Source organism: Streptococcus sp. IsoGale022, assembly GCF_031142805.1.
Lineage (GTDB): Bacteria > Bacillota > Bacilli > Lactobacillales > Streptococcaceae > Streptococcus > Streptococcus sanguinis_A.
In genome coordinates this window covers 1-17,661 of sequence record NZ_JAKZJI010000002.1, presented here as the reverse complement: position 1 = coordinate 17,661, position 17,661 = coordinate 1, and the positions used below count along the sequence as shown (strand labels likewise).

Annotated in this window: 23 protein-coding genes; 3 read left to right on the top strand and 20 right to left on the bottom strand. The window is 44.8% G+C overall.

Translation table 11 applies throughout. The features are described 5' to 3' along the window. Positions 1-43: 43 nt before the first annotated feature. From RG608_RS01590 to RG608_RS01570, 5 genes are all read right to left on the bottom strand, one after another. On the bottom strand, positions 44-439 hold the full coding sequence (locus RG608_RS01590) for a single-stranded DNA-binding protein (RefSeq protein ID WP_125434493.1): 396 nt from the start codon (positions 437-439) through the stop codon (positions 44-46). A gap of 77 nt (positions 440-516) precedes the next feature. Further along, complete coding sequence (locus tag RG608_RS01585; protein WP_002928958.1) at positions 517-1,278, bottom strand: SDR family NAD(P)-dependent oxidoreductase; 762 nt, start codon at positions 1,276-1,278, stop codon at positions 517-519. Between the two features lie 41 nt (positions 1,279-1,319). Further along, on the bottom strand, positions 1,320-1,946 hold the full coding sequence (gene ytpR / locus RG608_RS01580) for a YtpR family tRNA-binding protein (protein ID WP_268687049.1): 627 nt from the start codon (positions 1,944-1,946) through the stop codon (positions 1,320-1,322). Beyond that, entirely contained in the window at positions 1,943-2,278 is a 336-nt protein-coding gene (locus RG608_RS01575; RefSeq protein WP_125355542.1) for a thioredoxin family protein, read from the bottom strand. The genes ytpR and RG608_RS01575 overlap by 4 nt, the downstream gene beginning before the upstream one ends. Then, entirely contained in the window at positions 2,275-2,562 is a 288-nt protein-coding gene (locus RG608_RS01570) for a DUF4651 domain-containing protein (protein ID WP_125355540.1), read from the bottom strand. Before RG608_RS01570 ends, RG608_RS01575 begins: the two co-directional genes overlap by 4 nt. 170 nt (positions 2,563-2,732) lie before the next feature. On the opposite strand from RG608_RS01570, the gene pepA reads away from it, so the two are divergent. Next, positions 2,733-3,797 (top strand): glutamyl aminopeptidase, encoded by a 1,065-nt coding sequence (gene pepA / locus RG608_RS01565; protein WP_268687050.1) that lies wholly within the window; start codon positions 2,733-2,735, stop codon positions 3,795-3,797. 119 nt (positions 3,798-3,916) lie between these two features. Beyond that, the gene (locus RG608_RS01560; RefSeq protein ID WP_268687051.1) at positions 3,917-5,401 is read left to right on the top strand and encodes a DUF1846 domain-containing protein; all 1,485 of its coding nucleotides are present in this window, start codon (positions 3,917-3,919) and stop codon (positions 5,399-5,401) included. A gap of 120 nt (positions 5,402-5,521) precedes the next feature. Here the strand turns inward: RG608_RS01560 and RG608_RS01555 are convergent, their stop codons facing one another. Next, positions 5,522-5,857 carry a helix-turn-helix domain-containing protein gene (locus RG608_RS01555; protein WP_268687052.1) on the bottom strand — a complete coding sequence of 112 codons (336 nt, stop codon included), beginning with the start codon at positions 5,855-5,857 and terminating at the stop codon, positions 5,522-5,524. Between the two features lie 168 nt (positions 5,858-6,025). On the opposite strand from RG608_RS01555, the gene RG608_RS01550 reads away from it, so the two are divergent. Beyond that, on the top strand, positions 6,026-6,820 hold the full coding sequence (locus tag RG608_RS01550) for an MBL fold metallo-hydrolase (RefSeq protein WP_268687053.1): 795 nt from the start codon (positions 6,026-6,028) through the stop codon (positions 6,818-6,820). Between the two features lie 60 nt (positions 6,821-6,880). Here the strand turns inward: RG608_RS01550 and RG608_RS01545 are convergent, their stop codons facing one another. From RG608_RS01545 to RG608_RS01480, 14 genes are all read right to left on the bottom strand, one after another. After that, entirely contained in the window at positions 6,881-7,315 is a 435-nt protein-coding gene (locus RG608_RS01545; protein ID WP_268687054.1) for a hypothetical protein, read from the bottom strand. A gap of 9 nt (positions 7,316-7,324) precedes the next feature. Then, positions 7,325-7,489, bottom strand: coding sequence for a hypothetical protein (locus RG608_RS01540; protein WP_268687055.1), 165 nt, complete (start codon positions 7,487-7,489; stop codon positions 7,325-7,327). Beyond that, positions 7,486-7,689, bottom strand: a complete 204-nt coding sequence (locus RG608_RS01535) for a helix-turn-helix transcriptional regulator (protein ID WP_002907433.1) — start codon at positions 7,687-7,689, stop codon at positions 7,486-7,488. Before RG608_RS01535 ends, RG608_RS01540 begins: the two co-directional genes overlap by 4 nt. A 296-nt stretch (positions 7,690-7,985) precedes the next feature. Next, entirely contained in the window at positions 7,986-9,023 is a 1,038-nt protein-coding gene (locus tag RG608_RS01530; RefSeq protein ID WP_268687056.1) for a sensor histidine kinase KdpD, read from the bottom strand. After that, entirely contained in the window at positions 8,990-9,688 is a 699-nt protein-coding gene (locus RG608_RS01525; RefSeq protein ID WP_268687057.1) for a response regulator transcription factor, read from the bottom strand. The genes RG608_RS01530 and RG608_RS01525 overlap by 34 nt, the downstream gene beginning before the upstream one ends. Positions 9,689-9,700: 12 nt before the next feature. Beyond that, a complete protein-coding gene (locus RG608_RS01520) occupies positions 9,701-10,423 on the bottom strand; it encodes a lantibiotic ABC transporter permease (RefSeq protein ID WP_268687058.1) in 723 nt (240 codons plus the stop codon). Then, on the bottom strand, positions 10,423-11,211 hold the full coding sequence (locus tag RG608_RS01515; RefSeq protein ID WP_268687059.1) for a lantibiotic ABC transporter permease: 789 nt from the start codon (positions 11,209-11,211) through the stop codon (positions 10,423-10,425). Before RG608_RS01515 ends, RG608_RS01520 begins: the two co-directional genes overlap by 1 nt. Before the next feature lies 1 nt (position 11,212). Continuing rightward, positions 11,213-11,920: an ABC transporter ATP-binding protein gene (locus RG608_RS01510; protein ID WP_268687060.1), complete on the bottom strand. Its 708-nt coding sequence runs from the start codon at positions 11,918-11,920 to the stop codon at positions 11,213-11,215. Between the two features lie 94 nt (positions 11,921-12,014). Then, a complete protein-coding gene (folK, locus tag RG608_RS01505) occupies positions 12,015-12,827 on the bottom strand; it encodes a 2-amino-4-hydroxy-6-hydroxymethyldihydropteridine diphosphokinase (protein ID WP_268687061.1) in 813 nt (270 codons plus the stop codon). A gap of 87 nt (positions 12,828-12,914) precedes the next feature. Beyond that, positions 12,915-13,469, bottom strand: a complete 555-nt coding sequence (gene folE, locus RG608_RS01500; protein WP_002903492.1) for a GTP cyclohydrolase I FolE — start codon at positions 13,467-13,469, stop codon at positions 12,915-12,917. Then, positions 13,450-14,844 carry a folylpolyglutamate synthase/dihydrofolate synthase family protein gene (locus tag RG608_RS01495; RefSeq protein ID WP_268687062.1) on the bottom strand — a complete coding sequence of 465 codons (1,395 nt, stop codon included), beginning with the start codon at positions 14,842-14,844 and terminating at the stop codon, positions 13,450-13,452. The genes folE and RG608_RS01495 overlap by 20 nt, the downstream gene beginning before the upstream one ends. A gap of 1 nt (position 14,845) precedes the next feature. Further along, a complete protein-coding gene (gene folP / locus RG608_RS01490) occupies positions 14,846-15,799 on the bottom strand; it encodes a dihydropteroate synthase (RefSeq protein WP_268687063.1) in 954 nt (317 codons plus the stop codon). Between the two features lie 194 nt (positions 15,800-15,993). Then, positions 15,994-16,632, bottom strand: a complete 639-nt coding sequence (locus RG608_RS01485) for a type II CAAX prenyl endopeptidase Rce1 family protein (RefSeq protein WP_268687064.1) — start codon at positions 16,630-16,632, stop codon at positions 15,994-15,996. A 117-nt stretch (positions 16,633-16,749) separates the two neighbouring features. Next, positions 16,750-17,499 (bottom strand): CPBP family intramembrane glutamic endopeptidase, encoded by a 750-nt coding sequence (locus RG608_RS01480; protein WP_268687065.1) that lies wholly within the window; start codon positions 17,497-17,499, stop codon positions 16,750-16,752. Positions 17,500-17,661: the final 162 nt, after the last annotated feature.

Sequence of the window (17,661 nt, the reverse complement as noted above, 5' to 3'; positions counted from 1 at the left end):
TGATTTTTTAGAGCAAGGTCATTTCCCAGTCTTTGCTTCTTGCTTAAAAGGGAAGTTCCTCTTCTTCCAATACTAAATCTGCCAAATCAGCTCCGCTGTTATTTTCACGCAGAGCGCGCTGAGCCCGACTTTCCAGCAGCTGGAAGCTATGACAAAGCACCTCTGTCACATAATGAGTGGCCCCCTCCTTTTCATAGCGACGAGTCCGCAACTCACCATCCAGAGAAATCAAGCTGCCCTTACTTGCATAGCTGGCTAAAGTCTCAGCTAGGCGCCCCCAGACAACCACATTTACAAAATCCGCCTCACGCTCACCGTTCTGAGATTTATAAGGGCGATTAACCGCGACCGTTGCGCGGGCCACAGATTTTTCATTCGCAGTCTTGTGAAGTTCAGGCGTAGCCGTCAGCCGGCCGATTACAATTACTTTATTATACATATTCTTTCCTCCTATCTATTTATTCGCAGGAAATCAAAAAAAGTTACAGAAATTTGTAACTTTTCGATGAAAATTTTTTACTTTTTATGAACCATAAATCCTGTCGCCTGTTGATTGGCCATAATGGTCATATCTGTAATCTGCACACGAGGAGGTTGACCGGTCACATAGACCACTGCATCTGCGATATCTTGAGCTTGCAAGGCTTCGATTCCCTGATAAACCGTCGCAGCCCGCTCTTTGTCACCATGAAAACGTACTGCAGAAAAATCTGTTTCAACAATCCCCGGTTGAATGGTTGTCACCTTGATGTCTGTTGCGATGGTATCGATTCGAAGCCCATCTGAAAAAGTCTTGACGGCAGCCTTGGTGGCTGAATAGACCGCTGCACCCGCATAGGCGTAGATTCCTGCTGTTGATCCCATATTGATAATATGACCTTGATTGACTGCTACCATGGAAGGCAAGAAACAGCGAGTAACCGCCATCAAACCCTTGACATTGGTATCTAGCATAGTCAGCATATCCAACTCATCATAGTCCTGATAAGGAGCTAGTCCTAAAGCCAGTCCAGCGTTATTGACCAAGATATCTATCTGAGCAATCGTTTCTAGAATATCGGAACAGACGGTCTTCACCATGGCCATATCCGTCACATCCAGTGGGAAAGTCCAAACCGTTTGATTTGGAAAAGTTTCTGCAAACTCCGACTTGAGGGCTTCTAGTCTGTCTGTCCGTCTCCCTGTTAGAACGACATTCTCACCCATTTCCATATAAGCACGCGCAATCGCTTCACCAATTCCTGATGTCGCTCCTGTAATCACAACATTTTTCGCCACCTTATTCCCTCCTATCTGGTGTATCAGATACTGACAACTTCCTAGGCAGTCCAGTGTTTAGCTGGGTCAAAGGCAGTTCCAACTAGTTCGCTATCGGCTAATTCAATGATGCCGCGTTTTTGAGGCGCATTAGGCAACTGAAGTTCCCGTGGGCTGCACATCATACCAAAACTCTTTTCGCCTCGAAATTCTCCAGGAAAAATCAAATTTCCTTTAGGCATCATGGCACCTGGCAGAGCCACAATCGTTTTGAGGCCGACTTTGGCATTAGGAGCACCGGCCACGATTTGAACAGTCTTATCAGCAGCTACCCGCACTTGGCAGATATTCAGGTGGTCACTATCTGGATGAGCTACCATATCAACGATTTCTCCAACCACAAACTTCGGCTGATTGTCATTAACCAAGTCCGCTGGGAAGCCTGCCTTGCTCAACTCCTGATTGAGAATGGCCACTTGCTCATCTGTCAAAAAGACCTGTCCGCGCTCTGCAATTTCAAAAAGGTCTGACTGCTCAAAAATATTCCAAGCTACTGTCTGGCCATTGTCTTGGCGGTAAACACGCGCTATCCGTCCCTTGCGCTCAGCCGCCAGTTTAGCTCCTTGATTGTCCGCAGCAATAATCATCAGCACATCACCGACATATTCTTTATTATAGGTAAAAATCATTTTACGCTCCCTTTTTCTCTTATACTAGCTAAAAATTCATTGAGTTGTCCCTTGGTCTTGCGATCACGATTGACCAGACGGCCAATCTCCTGTCCCTTTTCCAGCACTACTAAGCTGGGAATCCCATAAATGTCCCACTCCTTGGCCAGTTCCAGATAGGTATCACGATCCACTTGGATAAAGCGATAGTCAGGATTTTCCGCTTCTATCTCTGGCAGAAAAGGTTGGATAAATCGGCAATCTCCGCACCAGTCAGCCGTGAAAAAGAAGACAGTCTTCTCCCCATCACTGACATAAGAAGCCAATTCCTCTATATTTACAGGAAAAATCATGCTTCTTCCTCGTAGCTTAGTTGGCCATTTTCATAGACAAAGGTGAAATGACGGTCGTCTTCCAGGGTCAGACCACCAACCAAGCGGTCATCTGTGGACTCGTAGAGCTTGACATAGAGACAGGAAATACTACCCTGACTGGAAAAGAAATCTCGCACAAGCTCAACGATTTCCTCCCGATTACGCAGTCTTTTCTGTTCCTGTACGACTTTGGCTGCCCCAAAAGCCAGCGCTCCAGCCCCCAAAAGGGCGGTTGTGGTTAAAATGATTTTTTTAGCTTTCATGTAGAATATTTTAACACAAAAGAGCAGAGGCGACAAACAATATTCCAGATTTTCCTGGGAGAAGCTGGATTCTTGTGTGGGCAGCCCTCTTGATTCATATAAGCTATAAGATTTCCCTACTCATTTACCGCAAAAAGTGATAAAATAGGGGGCAGAAAGAAGGTAAGTTTATGACAACATTATTTTCAAAAATCAAGGAAGTAACAGAGCTTTCTGCTATTTCAGGTCACGAGGCACCTGTTCGCAGCTACCTGCGGGAAAAAATAACTCCCCATGTCGATGAGGTTGTCACCGACGGCCTGGGCGGTATCTTTGGGGTACGCCATGCAGAAGCTGAAAATGCTCCCCGTGTGTTGGTAGCGGCTCACATGGACGAGGTTGGCTTTATGGTCAGCGAGATCAAATCTGACGGGACCTTCCGCGTGGTGGAAATCGGTGGCTGGAACCCTCTGGTCGTTAGCAGCCAACGCTTCAAACTCTTCACCCGTGAAGGTCGGAAAATTCCTCTTATCTCAGGTTCAGTTCCTCCTCATCTAACGCGCGGATCTGGCGGACCAGTTATGCCACAAATTGCAGATATTGTCTTTGACGGTGGCTTTGCGGACAAGGCCGAAGCTGAGAGCTATGGCATCCGTCCAGGAGACACGATCGTACCAGACAGCTCTGCTATTCTCACAGCTAACGGTAAAAATATCATCTCCAAAGCCTGGGATAACCGCTACGGCGTCCTTATGGTCAGCGAATTAGCTCAAGCCTTGTCTGGTCGAAAACTAGGCAGCCAACTCTATATCGGCGCCAATGTTCAAGAAGAGGTTGGCCTTCGTGGTGCCCATGCTTCTACGACAAAATTTGCCCCTGAAGTCTTCCTAGCTGTGGACTGCTCCCCAGCGGGCGACATCTACGGCGGTCAAGGGGCCATTGGCGATGGAACGTTGATTCGCTTCTTTGATCCTGGTCATCTCATGCTGCCAGCTATGAAGGACTTCCTCTTGACAACCGCAGAGGAAGCTGGTATCAAGTATCAATACTACTGCGGCAAGGGCGGAACGGATGCTGGTGCTGCCCATCTCCAAAGCGGCGGCGTGCCCTCTACTACAATCGGTGTCTGCGCTCGTTACATTCATTCCCACCAAACTCTCTATGCTATGGACGATTTCTTGCAAGCCCAAGCTTTTCTGCAAGCTTTGGTCAAAAAGCTGGATCGCTCAACGGTGGACACGATTACCAACTATTAATTTCAAAAGGCAGTCCGTTCTTCATTCGGGCTGCTATCTCTTTTGTCTGATACTTTCCCTTTCAACTTTCCAATTTAAAGAAAATTTTGTTATAATGCTTAGCAGAGGTGAAAATATACATGAAAAAAATTGCTTTTGATTCTGAGAAATACTTAAACCTGCAGCGCGACCATATCTTGGAGCGCATTAATCAATTTGAGGGCAAACTTTACATGGAATTCGGCGGTAAAATGCTGGAAGACTTCCATGCTGCCCGTGTCCTGCCAGGCTATGAGCCGGACAATAAAATCAGATTGCTCAAAGAGCTCAAGGACCAAGTAGAGATTGTCATTGCTATCAATGCCAATAATATTGAGCACTCAAAGGCGCGTGGTGATTTGGGCATTTCCTACGACCAGGAAGTGCTACGACTAATCGATACCTTTAACGAGCTGGATATTTATGTGGGCTCCGTGGTCATCACCCAGTATTCCGGCCAGCCAGCAGCTGACCTCTTCCGCAGCCAGCTGGAAAAGAATGGCATCGCCTCCTACATCCACTACCCAATCAAGGGCTATCCGACCGACATGGACCATATCATCTCACCTGGAGGTATGGGGAAAAACGACTACATCAAAACCAGCCGTAATCTAGTCGTTGTTACCGCACCTGGTCCTGGTTCTGGGAAGTTAGCTACTTGCTTGTCCAACATGTACCACGACCAAATCAATGGCATCAAATCAGGCTACGCCAAGTTTGAAACCTTCCCAGTTTGGAATCTGCCCCTGCACCATCCAGTCAATCTAGCCTATGAGGCAGCGACAGCAGACCTCGACGATGTTAATATGATTGATCCTTTCCATCTGCAGACTTATGGCAAGACTACAGTCAACTACAACCGTGATATTGAAATTTTCCCAGTCCTAAAGCGTATGCTAGAACGTATCCTTGGAAAATCACCTTATGCATCCCCAACGGATATGGGCGTCAACATGGTCGGCTTTGCCATTGTAGATAATGATGCAGCTATTGAGGCATCTCAACAGGAAATCATCCGTCGCTACTACCAGACTATTCTGGACTTCAAGGCGGAGCGCGTTTCTGAATCTGCTGTCAAGAAAATCGAACTCTTGATGAACGACTTGGGCATCACACCACTGGACCGTAAGGTAACAGTTGCTGCGCGTGCTAAGGCTGAAAGCACTGGTGAGCCAGCTCTGGCCTTGGAATTGCCAAACGGTGAAATCGTAACTGGTAAGACCTCTGAACTCTTTGGTCCTACGGCAGCTGTATTGATTAATGCCATTAAGAAATTAGCCAATATTGCCAAAGAGACCAAGCTGATTGAGCCTGAGTATGTCAAACCAATCCAAGGCCTGAAAATCAATCATCTGGGCAGCCGTAATCCTCGCCTCCACTCAAACGAAATCTTGATGGCTCTGGCAATCACAGCCATGGAAAATCAAGATGCGGCAAATGCTATGCAACAACTCGGCAATCTCAAGGGCAGCGAGGCCCACTCCACCGTCACTCTGACTGATGAAGACAAAAACGTCCTGCGCAAGCTAGGCATCCACGTTACCATGGACCCCGTTTACCAGTATGATCGACTCTATAGAAAATAAAAACAACTCTAATACAGAAATTGAACTGCACCCCAAAACTTAAACACAAAAACTCACTTTTTGAGGGCAATACAATATAAAAACCTTAGACGATAGCACTCACGTCTAAGGTTTTTCTGATTACGATTGTTGTTCTTGATACCAACTCCCCCAATCCCACATTGAATCTAGGATTGGCTTTAAGGAACGACCCAATTCAGTCAGAGAGTATTCAACACGAGGAGGTACCTCTGCGTAGACCTTTCGGTCAACAATAGCCTTATTTTCTAGGTCTCGCAAGCTAGCTGTTAAGACTTTTTGACTGATGAGACCAATTGATTGTTGCAATTCTCCAAAGCGCTTCGTTCCCTCCATTAAATCACGCAGGATAAGAATATTCCATTTGCTACTAATAAGGAGCAAGGTTGTTTCTATTGGGCAAGCTGGTAAATCTTTTGGTAGTTTTTTACTAGTCATGTCTTCTCCTATTTTTTAAAATATCGTTGAACTTTCTTTGAAAACAAACAATAGTAACTTTTTGGTTACTAGGGTACTTTAAGGTGCATACTTTTCAAAAGTAACTATCGATGATATTATATACCCATAGCTTGAAAAAAGCAAGAAAAATTAAAGGAGATCATTTATATGACAATGACAAGCAGAAAATTTGATAAAGTTACTACCCATACCTATACCGCGCCAGAAGACGGCGCTCTGGTCAACACACATATTATTGAAACAGAAAATCATTTAATCGTAGTTGATACTCAAATGCTCTTACCATACGCTAAGGAAGTGAAAGCCTTTATCGATCGTTTGAACAAGCCGATTGCAAAAGTCATCATCTCACACAGTCACCCTGACCACTGGTTTGGTACCTCTGTATTTGAAGGTGAAAAAATCTACGCTATCAAAGAAGTGATAAGTGAGCTAGATGAAATCGGTGCAGAATCAATTGAGCGTAACAGACAAGCCTTGGGTGATCTAGTCCCAACTCAAGAAGAAGCTGTTCTTCCAAACTTGATTCTAGATGAGGGAGATTTTGAGGTTGATGGTGTAACCATCCGTGTTGCAAAAGTAGCAGATACTGAAAGCAGCTTCATCACGACTTTAGAATTGGTAGAGCAGGGGGTCATTATCACGCAGGATATTGTTTACAACGGCATTCATCTCTTTGTTGCTCAACAAGAGTTAGAAAATTGGAAGGAAGTTTTAGCTAACTTAAATGGTCGCGACTGGAATCTCATATTACCAGGTCATGGTTTACCAACAAATAAGGACGTTTTTATACACATGACAGATTACCTAAACTTAGCGCAGGAAACCTTAGGCAAAGTAGAGACCTTCAGTCAATATAAAAAGGCTATGATGACTAGTTTCCCAGATTATATGGGAGAGGTACTGATTGATTTAAATGAACCATTCCTTGGTTTGAAATAGTAGAAAAAACAAGCTCTATTATAAGCTTGTTGAGATAGCTGGCTCTGCCAGCTTTTTTTGTTAATAACGCTTAGACAGGAGAAAACGCAAGAGATAGTAAAGTCCCAAAACCAGGATAATGGCCAAGGTCAGAAACTGATTGAGACTTAAAATGATTGGGAAAACCATAGACAAAACGCTCAAGCACGCTGCCAGCAGCAAAAGGATATTAAAAAGCAAAGTGCGGGTCTTTTCGTCAATCATGCGATTGCGCTCGTCAGTCACCTGAATGTAGAGCTTCTCAAAATTTTCCTCCCGTCTTAGGGCCAGATTATACCGAATGGTCATCAAAGAAAGCCCCAGCAGTATGCCGACCATGACTCCTTCCTGCTGATCATCCAGAGAATGAAAGTGGCTCCAGGCCAGTCCTACTAAGATGATAAAGATTAAGATACGCCCCACGATAACTTTCCTTTGAAGTTTTTTCCTAAATTCTTGTTTCGTTAGTGTTTCCATGTCAACCTCCTATTTTTCATACGCTTGAAAAATTTTCAACATCACCACAATCAATATAACTCCCACAAAAGGCAGGATTTCCTTAGGGATAAAATTGGCTTGAAAATGGAGATAAGATAAGCCAACCACCACCAAAATAGCCAATATCCATTTACACAAATAAGTCAATTTCATGATTTATCCTCCTCAAAGAGAAACACTTCTTCAATCCTTAAATTGAAAAAGGATGCAATTTTATGAGCCAAAAGCAGCGAGGCATTGTAGCGGCCTTTTTCTAAAGAAATAATCGTTTGTCTCGTGACCTCTAGCTTCTCAGCCAGCTCCTCCTGGCTGAGCTTTTTTCTTTTTCGTAATTCTTGAATTCGATTTTCCAAGGCTGCCTCCTTTCCACAATGTAAAACAAACTTTACTTTTCAAATATAGTATAGTCTCCTTTACATCTTTTGTCAAGAAGAAAGCGGCAAAAAAGAGGCTGGGACAAAAGTCCTAGCCTCTCAATTGTCTTTGGATCGTCGAGCAAGACGCAGTGGTTGAGTGGGCTCTACTACGCTGATTTCATCAGCTTTTACAGCCCTACTCAACTGTGCGGAGGTGGGACGACGAAATCGAATTCTAACGAATTACCGATTTCTGTCCCACTCTCTTTTATCATCTTTATTGATTTCCTTTGTTATTTGCCTTTTAAAGCTACAGTCAACTTGACACAGGCTCCTCCTTGGTCTGGATTGAGCAGGGTCAGACGACCACCGTGCAAGAGAGCTACCTGCTTAGAAAAGGCTAAGCCGATACCATGATGGGGATTAGCTGAATTGCGGCTTTGGTCACTCTGATAAAAGAGCTGTTCCGCTCCTAGCAGCATCTCCTCTGAAAATGCAGGGCCGTTGTTCCAGATAGAAAAAACCAACTGGTCCTGCTGCACTGATACCGTCAGCTTGACTTCCTTTTGGTTCTGGTCAGCATGTTCAAGCGCATTCAGTAAAATATTGAGCAAAGCTCGTTTGAGATAGTCCAAATGAATTGACAAAATCAGACTAAGATCACAATCTTCTTGGAGATAAAAACGATATCTTTCCTGTTTGCTGAACAGTGCCCAATCGTCCTGGAGATAAGCCAAAAAGTCCCCTAAGGAAAGCTGACTGAACTGATTAGAATCAATCTGAAAAGTCTTAGCGTAATCAATCAAAGAGCCACAATACTCTTCCATCTTGTGACTGGCCTGCAAAATCTCAGCAGCATAGTCTGCCTGTGGCTGGCCCAACTGCGCCAATTCCAAGAGCTCAGCATTCCCCTTAATCACAGTTAGGGGCGTCTTCAAATCGTGCGATGTCGCTGATAGCTGTAAAATCAACTCCTGATTATGCTGCTGCTCTCTTTCTAGAAGACGAGCATTTTCTTGGTGGCTGCTCCGTAAATCGCTATAGACTTCGAGCATTTCCTCGATCCGAAAAAGCTGGCTTTGATTTTCTTCTAAAAGCTTCTTGCTCGTTAGCATTTTTATTTCCCTGTCGATTTTTCGGAGCAATTTCAAAATATGATAAAAAGTAATCAGTAGCAAGCTCCCTGCCCAAAAGAACAAGGTAAAAAGAACATGATCACTTCCTTGCGTAAATTCATAGCCTATAAGCACAAAAATCAAAACATGAAAAAAGACGATTTTCAAGCTGGTTGTCCAGACTAGGCTTTGAAAATTTCGAGTTCTAATTGCCATCTATAGCCTACTCCTCTCACTGTTGCGATTGCTTGCAGCCCTTCTTGTTTGCATTTTTGGCGAATCTGATATACGTATTCTGAGATGGAGCGAAGCTGTGTTTCTGAGCTTTCTGGGTAAAGCAAGGTATGCAGGCGTTCAGCTGAAAAGGTCTGCTTGGGATTGCTAGCAAGTAAATGCAGTAACTTAAACTCTCGCTCTGAAAATTTCAAGACTTTACCAAAATAAGCAACTTCATAACGCTCAGGATAAAATTGACAAGAAGCAATTTCAGAATATCGCTCCTCACGTCTTTCCTCCCGCCGAAGATGAGCTCTGACACGCGCCAGCAATTCTTTGGTCCCAAAAGGTTTGACAATATAGTCATCTGCTCCGCGAAAGAGCCCTTCCACCTTGTCCGCCTCCAACTCCTTGGCCGTCAGAAAGATGATTGGACACGAAAGATGAGGACGAATGTAGGAACACAGCTCAAAACCATTAACAGGCTCCATCATCACATCCAGCAGAATCAAGTCATATCCGACAAAATGCGTCAGCTCCAGCTCTTCTATCCGGTCAAGCGTCGTCACATCATAAGCATCGAGCTCTAGGACATTTTTCACCAGCTTCAAAATGCTCCGGTCGTCATCAACCACCAAAATACGATACTGTCTCATAATTTCCATTATAGCATACCTCTAGCGAACATCTCGTTTCAAGCTTAAGAATATAGCAGAGCTCCAAACCAAAGCTAGCCAGAACAGCTGTATCCCCAGACCTGATAAATCTATTGAATGCTGAAGCCCTTCATACTCAAAGAGATTTAGGGTAGCCAGATCGGGCAGGTATTTTGCTTCTTTGATAAAAGTTGCCAATAAACGGCTAAGACCAATCAAGAGAGGAAAGAGCACCGACACCGGCACAACCCAAGATTGAAATAGCAAAGCGAGGCCGGCAGTTAAAAAAGCCAGAAAAAGATTGCTGAGAAGACCAAAAAAGCTGTAATAAAGGAATTTCCCCAGTAAGGACCAGCTAAAGTCTAGGTCAAAACGAGCCAGCATAACAAGGAAACAGCTGCCTATCATGATACTGTAGAGGATCAGGAGCAGCATGGCCAGAAAAAGGATTTTCCCAGCTAACCAAGCCTTTCTATTTGATACGGTTAGAAAATTCGTTCGCATCCCAGACTTGACAAACTCCTGGGCAAAATAGAGGGAAGTAAAGATGACGATGACAGGCTGCGCCAGATAGAGGGCATGCAAAGCCTCGCTCAGAGCCTTCGTCTGGCCAACTGCTGTTTGACTGTAGTCAAGATTCATTAGAAAAAATGGAACGATTACCAGAGCCACCAAGGCTGCACCAAGAGCGAGATAGTAAGAACGGAACTTAATCCATTCGCTTCTAAGTAGAGCTTTTATCATCAGTATCGTCCTCCTAAATCCGTCTTCAAAAAGCACAGAGAGGTCATACCGCCGATGACTAGTAACCATGCACCAAGTATCAACAGTCCTTGCAAGGGATTGTTGGCATATTGGGAAGTTGGCGTTGCAGCAAACAACTCTCCTGCTGGCTGTGGTAAATAAGCTCCCCAGCTCGTGTGAGCTGCCAGGTAGTTTCCCAGATTATAGATCTGGGGTACGAGAAATAGCAGAGGAACTATCATGGTCCGAGCCAATAAACCTAATAAAAATGAAAGGATTCCTAATAAGGTTAGAGATAAGGTTTTCCACAAAATCAAACTCCAAGCTGCCTGATTGAGCAGAATCGGATCAAGCCCTTCCTTTCCTAAAGCCAGATGCATGACCATATAACTAAAGTAGATTGATAAAAAGCTACTGGCAAGAGAAAAGCAAGCAAAGGTCATGAGTTTCCCCACAAGCAACTTCAGGCGGTTATTACAGGTCAAAAGACTGGTTCTCAAGCTATGAGACTGAAATTCCATAGCTCCCAAAATTCCAGCTAAGATGACCAAAACCATGCTTGCCATAGAAGCCCCATTGAGACCTAGATATTCCAACGGGTCAATGGCTTCTGCCAGGCCGGGAACCGTCTCAGGCGTGGCATCCAAGCCGACAGATAAATACTGTCGGCCCTCTAGCCAGGATACGGCAGGCACCAATAGCAGCATGAAGGCCATACTCACTTTGAAAGCCTTGGTTGAGCGAATTTTCAACCATTCTGAATGCAATAAAGACATCGTTTCTTTCATCTTAAACCTCCTCTGTCAAATCAAAGAAGAGATCTTCTAGACTGTCTGAATCTTGCAGCACCTCTTCCAATCGTCCCTGCTCAATAATTCGCCCATGATGAATCAAGACTACATCATCTGTCACCATTTGCACCTCTGATAGGATATGAGAAGATAGAAGTACCGTTTTCCCTAAATCAGCCTGCTGACGGATGAACGTTCTAAACCACTTAATCCCACTTGGATCCAGGCCATTAGTCGGCTCATCTAATATAAGAAACTGAGGATCACCCAGCAAAGCTGCGGCCAAACCTAACCGCTGACCTTCTCCCAAAGACAGGCTTGACAAGAGGTCCTTCCTCTTATGAGCGATTCCAGTCATCTCCAAAACCTCATCGATCCGAGACTTGGGAATAGCATTACTCGCCGCAATAATTCTCAGGTGGTCATAAACCTTTCGATTTGGCAGACCGCCAATGCCGTCAAAGGCTGCACCTACCGTTCTGAGCGGATAGGTCATTGACTGATAGGTTTGCCCATCAAAAGTCGCCGTCCCTGCTGTCGCCCGATCTAACCCCAAGAGAATCCTCAAGGTCGAGCTTTTACCAGCACCATTTGGGCCCAGAAAGGCTGTAATCCGCCCGCTTCTAGCTGTAAAAGAAATATCTTCTAAAATCTGCTTGCTGCCATGCTTTTTGCAGACTCCTTCTATTTTCACTATATGTTCCATACTGAACTCCTTTTGATTTTTCTTTAGTATACAGGGGCAAGTTCAGAGAAAGTTCAGACAATAAAAAAACTTGCCTTGCGACAAGTTTCTTTTCTCATTTTTCAACCGCATCCCAGAGCTGGTGGATGCTTTTTTTCTGCACGGGATCGACAAAGTGTGGCGCGATTTCCACCAGAGATTGCAAGACAAAAGCTCGCTCAGCCACATAAGGATGAGGAACAATCAAGTCCGGACTGTATAGCTCTTCCTGTCCTATGTAAAGAATATCCAGGTCAATCACACGCGGACCCCATTTGATTTCCCGCACGCGCCCTATATCCGCTTCGATAGCTAAGAGCGTCTGCATTAACTCCTCAGGATTGAGCCAAGTCTCAACTTCAACAACTTGATTGAGAAACGGATCCTGCTCAATGCCACCCCAAGGCTCTGTCTCGATACGGCTTGATGCCTGCAAAATTCTTATATTTTGCTCTGCCATTTTTTCCAGAGCTGCATCCAGATTGGCAGCTGGGTTGCCTTGATTGCTTCCCAGAGCGATAAAAGCCTTCCGCTTTTGACGCACTAACTTAACTGAGCAGGTCTCTAAAGGCAGCGGCACCGGTGCCCAAGGCTTCTTGACCTCCAAGCTGACCTTTTGCACCAAAGGATGAGTCAGAAAAATCCGATCAATCAGCTTATAAGCCAGCGTCTCAATCAAGTCTTCCTTGCTTTCCTGACACCAGTGGGTCAAATCATGAGCCAAGTCTCCATAGTGGATAGAAGCTGTCAGGTCGCCTGTTTTGGCAGCCCGAGTCATATCATAGTCCAAAATCAGATCCAGCACAAAACGCTGGCCCAATTCCTTCTCTGCTCCAAACAGACCGTGATAGGCATACACTTCCAAATCCTTAATGCGCAGCTGATCCATTCTCTTATCCTTTCTGATTCAAGTTTCTGCATTTTATCCTTGATAAAACTATTTGGTCTTTCCTGACATGCTCCACCACTGATAAAATCAATGTCCCATCAGTTTGTAAGCTTCATTTTTTAGGTCCTTGTCCGTCGCTAAAATGCCACGCGCCGCTGTAGTAACCGTTGCAGTGCCAGGCTTTCTGACTCCTCGCATATTCATACACATATGCTCAGCTTCCACCCAGACCAGGGCCCCTTGAGCACCCAGATAGTCCATCAAGGCCTCAGCAATCTCTACGGTCAATCGCTCTTGAATCTGCGGTTTCTTGGCATAGACCTCTACCGTTCGAGCCAGCTTGGACAAGCCTGCTACCCGACCATTAGGCACATAGGCGATGTGAACCTTCCCGTAAAATGGCAGGAAGTGGTGCTCACACATGGAATGAAAGAAAATATCCTTCTCCACTACCATATTATTGTCAATGATTTCAAAAGACTTGGCCAGATGCTCCTCAGCAGTCTCGCCCAACCCAGCAAAGATTTCTTGGTACATTTTAGCAATGCGCTGTGGCGTCTCCTGCAAACCTTCGCGGCTTCCGTCTTCTCCAACCGCCTCAATAATCTGGGCAACAGCTGCTTCAATTTTCTTCGTGTCCATATACGCTCCTATGTTCATTTTTATTTTTTGATAACTGACTTGACTGAGAAGGACGCTCAGCAAAGTCTAACTTGCGATTCTCAAGGATTGATTTTCTAACCTGAGCTAGAAAATAAAGAGAACCCGTAATCAGCAAAAGCTCATCTGACTCATGCTCTACTGCTAAATAATCTGCTAAATAATCCGGCCATTCTTTGTAAGACAGCCCTTGCTGCTCAGCCAAGGATTGCATGCTCTCTTTAGAAAAACTCCGCGGATCAGCAAAGGCTGTCAAGCTTATAGCTGCTTTGGGAATCTTTTGCAGCAGCTCCACCATATCATCCAAGGCCTTGGTTTGGATACAAGCAAATAAAATGTGCTTCTTATAAGTCGGATAATGCTGGTCCAGTGTCGCTGCTAACGACCGCAGGGCATGGGGATTATGGGCTCCATCCAGAAGAATAAGCGGCTGATCCGATATCCTTTCCAAACGCCCTGGCCATACAGCAGCAAGCAAAGCCCTCTCAACCTCTGCTTTTGTCAATAAGGGCAGCGACTGCAACTGACAGTATAGGTCACACAAGTGCAGAGCTAGTCCAGCATTATCTGCCTGATGCAATCCCATCAGAGCTGTTTGATACGAGTCTTTGGCCCGATAGGCATTCGAAAAGGAAAAGCACTCCCCCTCCTCTGACTCTTGAGGTTCCACTTGATAAGCTTGAGACCAAGAAAAGAGCGGAGCATCTTTTTCAGCAGCCTTTTGCTCGACTACTGCCAGAGCCTCTGGCTCCAACCTACCGGTCACAATGGGAACTCCATGCTTGATAATGCCAGCTTTCTGCTGGGCAATAGCCTCTAGACTGTCACCTAGCAAGGCCACATGATCCAGACCGACTGTTGTGATTGCAGTCAGCAAGGGCTGGCAGATATTGGTACTGTCCAAAAGCCCACCCATGCCGACCTCGACAATAGCCACATCCACCTGCTGCTGAGCAAAATAATCATAAGCCAGAGCAGTCACAATCTCAAACTCAGTCACCCCCTGCAAGCTAGAGTCTGCCGCATACTGGGCCAAAAGCTCTTGGTAAAGAGACAGTAATCGCTGAAGATCTTGGTCGGAAATCGCATTGCCATTAATGGCAATCTGCTCATTGTAGCTGACTAGGTAGGGAGAGGTGAAAGTGCCAACACGCAGGGCTCGCACCTCCAAAAGTTGGCGCAGATGGGCAATGGTTGAACCCTTGCCATTAGTCCCTGCAATATGAATGACTGGCAGCTGCAAATGCGGATTCCTCCGCAACTCCAGTAAACGCTCCATCCGCTCCAAGCCAAAATTGGGACTGGCTGTCCGATAGGCTTCCAGCCAGCTTAAATCAGGTAATTCTTGTTTTTTCATCTTACTTATACTGACCTAGATTGAGATCTTCTGTCTGCTGTGCTAGACGAATCGCGTCGCCAACGGCAGCAGCCATCCGGTGCTTAGCCACTTCGTGCACTCTGACAACTTCAACGCCTCTGCTGGCCGCAAGGCTAGTCAGATAGGCTGAAGCTGTATCTCGGTTTTCAAAGCCTTCCTGAGTATCAGGATTGACCTCAAAGCCGTTTTCTTCTAAGATACTAACTAGAAACCGCTTACGGGAAACCCCAAGAAAAATAGGAAAACCAGCCTGATGGAGACTACCCAGCTCCTGCAAAATGAGAAGATTCTCCCGCTTGGTCAAACCGAAACCAATCCCTGGATCCAGCATGATATTATCACGCGAAAGGCCAGCATTTTCAGCCACCTTCAAAGATTTCTCAAAACACTTCCACATTAGTTCTGCAATCGGCAGCTCTGCAAAAAGAGATAACTCTTCCTTTGTGAAGGCTGAACCAAAGCCAAATTCTGGGAAAATTTTTGAGCTGGCATGTTGAGGACGAGCCATCACTGGATTAAACATGACAATGACTGGCGCGCCATATTTCGCAGCAGTCTCTGCCATCTTTTCATCACCCAAAAGACCGGTAATATCGTTAATGATATCTGCACCCGCAGCCAATGCCGCTGCAGCCACTTCCGACTTCCAAGTGTCCACAGAAATCAGAATATCACTTTCCTGACGAATAGCTTCAATGACTGGTACGACCCGCTCTATCTCTTCTTGAATAACCACAAAATGACTGCCTGGCCGAGTAGACTCACCACCGATATCCAGCATGTGAGCTCCCTCAGCAATCAGCTTTCTAGCCTGAGCCAATGCCGTCTCAACCGTATTGTAGCGCCCACCATCTGAAAAGGAATCCGGCGTCGCATTGATAATGCCACAGAGGCCCGTTCGACCATCTGGAGCAATTGCTTTTAGATTCACCATTTGACTTTCATCTCATTTCTATCGGCTGCCCTGCTCTTCAACAAAAAAGGCACACTCATCTAGTGTACCGCAAAGCTCTCAGCAGATGCAGCATCCAGTCCTATGAACTGCACTCGACTTCACAAGAAAACCTTATCTAGTCCCTTGTTTCATTTACCATTTTACCATAATTCTTCTATTTGACAAAACACTTTCTAAAAGCAAAAGGGTAAAAGGCTGAGAATAATCATATTTCGGAGAATATGGGCCAGCATAGACAGCTCCAAACGCTGAAAATAAGGCCTGAGGAGATGGGCAAAGACCAGTCCCAAAACCAGATAGGACAGAAAACACAGAGTTTCCTGAGGATTTTTCGCAAGGGAAAAGCAGAGCAAACCTAGTGCAATCCCCCAGCTCTTCCGATAGCGAAGAGACCAGTCCCTGTTAACAAATTTCGGTGCCGCGGGGGATAAAACGGCGATGTCAATCCCCAGAAGCAAAAGAGAAGATGACAGAAAACTCTCCGTCAGCATCTGCTCCACCGCCTGTCCTGACTGCACCTCCTTGCCACACAGCAGAAGAATCCCCGCAGCATTGACCAAAATCATCAAAAAATACAAGAAAAGCAAGTGTCGATAATTGCTTGACTGACGCAAGGAACCTTTGATTTCCTGAAGTTCTCTGGAAAAATAAAAGGCGCAACAAAAAAGCAACCCCAGCAAGCCCACCATAAAAAGCAGATTAGCCTGACTAAAGACCAAGCGATGAGGCATTGGATGAAGCATGAGCAGCAGTCCCGTCTGAGTCAACATAGCCAGCAATAACAATTGGATGATTTTTTCTAATTTCAACATATTCTCTCCATTCTTCTCTTATCATTATAGAAGAAGTAAGAGCAAGCTGGTAGAAATCCCCTCAAATGTCCTAATTTGTGCCTCAAATGACCAAAAAAGCAGATATTCTCTGCTTTCTTACTTGTTCACCAAACCTGTCAGTATCATAATGAGTACTGCAACTCCATTTCTCAGCATGTGCGCTAAAATAGACATTTCCAAACGCTTAAATATGTAAGCAACTGCGGCTAAAACAGCACCCATACCTGCATATATAACAAAACTGCCGATATTGGTCGGACCATGAAAAAGACCGAAAAGAATAACTCCTACAACCAATCCCCAAACATAATGCTTGGTAAAAATCTTCTGAGGAATCAGGCCGCGAAAGACCACTTCCTCCAAAATAGGAGCCTGAATCACGGCTCCTACCACTAATAAAATCTTGGGTACATGCTGAAATAATGCATTCAAGGCATCCTGATTAGCAGTGGAAATAGCCTGACCTTCTAGTAGCATGATAATTGCTCCCAGCATGTTGACGCCAATCATGACAACATTAGAAACAGCTAACCAGCCAAACGAAGACCATTTAAAAAAGCTAAAGTCAAGGCTCAGCAGTTCTTCTTGCTTAGCCATTCTCAGAACAAAAAAGATAATCAAAATATATACCACCAGCACAAAGATAGTCTGTCCAGCTGAAAAATTCCTTTCAGAAGCAGTCATTTGCCGGATAAATATAAATGGTATCTGGCTGAGAAATAAGACAAACAGAGTCAGTAGGATGTACTCTAATTTTTTTAGAATTGCTTTCATATCTTCCTCCTTTTCCTTCCTAGTATAGCTCAATTTTCTTATTTTGTATAGACAATTCTTAACTGCAAGCATTTTATATATCACGGGTTGGGAACTAATACTGATAGTGACTATGAGATAGAATCGCTCAATGTTTTCAAGGCCAGCAACCAAGAAAATCCTTTCTTAAAGCCTTGAATTGTCAAAATAAGTGCACATTTTCTTCATAGAAAACTTCATAAGGTGTTTTCCAGC

Excerpts from the sequence above, each read along its gene's own strand:
- RG608_RS01590 (WP_125434493.1), bottom strand. The coding sequence starts at position 439 with ATGTATAATAAAGTAATTGTAATCGGCCGGCTGACGGCTACGCCTGAA.
- ytpR (WP_268687049.1), bottom strand. The coding sequence starts at position 1,946 with ATGATTTTTACCTATAATAAAGAATATGTCGGTGATGTGCTGATGATT.
- RG608_RS01575 (WP_125355542.1), bottom strand. The coding sequence starts at position 2,278 with ATGATTTTTCCTGTAAATATAGAGGAATTGGCTTCTTATGTCAGTGAT.
- RG608_RS01570 (WP_125355540.1), bottom strand. The coding sequence starts at position 2,562 with ATGAAAGCTAAAAAAATCATTTTAACCACAACCGCCCTTTTGGGGGCT.
- pepA (WP_268687050.1), top strand. The coding sequence starts at position 2,733 with ATGACAACATTATTTTCAAAAATCAAGGAAGTAACAGAGCTTTCTGCT.
- RG608_RS01560 (WP_268687051.1), top strand. The coding sequence starts at position 3,917 with ATGAAAAAAATTGCTTTTGATTCTGAGAAATACTTAAACCTGCAGCGC.
- RG608_RS01555 (WP_268687052.1), bottom strand. The coding sequence starts at position 5,857 with ATGACTAGTAAAAAACTACCAAAAGATTTACCAGCTTGCCCAATAGAA.
- RG608_RS01550 (WP_268687053.1), top strand. The coding sequence starts at position 6,026 with ATGACAATGACAAGCAGAAAATTTGATAAAGTTACTACCCATACCTAT.
- RG608_RS01545 (WP_268687054.1), bottom strand. The coding sequence starts at position 7,315 with ATGGAAACACTAACGAAACAAGAATTTAGGAAAAAACTTCAAAGGAAA.
- RG608_RS01540 (WP_268687055.1), bottom strand. The coding sequence starts at position 7,489 with ATGAAATTGACTTATTTGTGTAAATGGATATTGGCTATTTTGGTGGTG.
- RG608_RS01530 (WP_268687056.1), bottom strand. The coding sequence starts at position 9,023 with ATGGCAATTAGAACTCGAAATTTTCAAAGCCTAGTCTGGACAACCAGC.
- RG608_RS01525 (WP_268687057.1), bottom strand. The coding sequence starts at position 9,688 with ATGGAAATTATGAGACAGTATCGTATTTTGGTGGTTGATGACGACCGG.
- RG608_RS01520 (WP_268687058.1), bottom strand. The coding sequence starts at position 10,423 with ATGATAAAAGCTCTACTTAGAAGCGAATGGATTAAGTTCCGTTCTTAC.
- RG608_RS01515 (WP_268687059.1), bottom strand. The coding sequence starts at position 11,211 with ATGAAAGAAACGATGTCTTTATTGCATTCAGAATGGTTGAAAATTCGC.
- RG608_RS01510 (WP_268687060.1), bottom strand. The coding sequence starts at position 11,920 with ATGGAACATATAGTGAAAATAGAAGGAGTCTGCAAAAAGCATGGCAGC.
- folK (WP_268687061.1), bottom strand. The coding sequence starts at position 12,827 with ATGGATCAGCTGCGCATTAAGGATTTGGAAGTGTATGCCTATCACGGT.
- folE (WP_002903492.1), bottom strand. The coding sequence starts at position 13,469 with ATGGACACGAAGAAAATTGAAGCAGCTGTTGCCCAGATTATTGAGGCG.
- RG608_RS01495 (WP_268687062.1), bottom strand. The coding sequence starts at position 14,844 with ATGAAAAAACAAGAATTACCTGATTTAAGCTGGCTGGAAGCCTATCGG.
- folP (WP_268687063.1), bottom strand. The coding sequence starts at position 15,799 with ATGGTGAATCTAAAAGCAATTGCTCCAGATGGTCGAACGGGCCTCTGT.
- RG608_RS01485 (WP_268687064.1), bottom strand. The coding sequence starts at position 16,632 with ATGTTGAAATTAGAAAAAATCATCCAATTGTTATTGCTGGCTATGTTG.
- RG608_RS01480 (WP_268687065.1), bottom strand. The coding sequence starts at position 17,499 with ATGCTTGCAGTTAAGAATTGTCTATACAAAATAAGAAAATTGAGCTAT.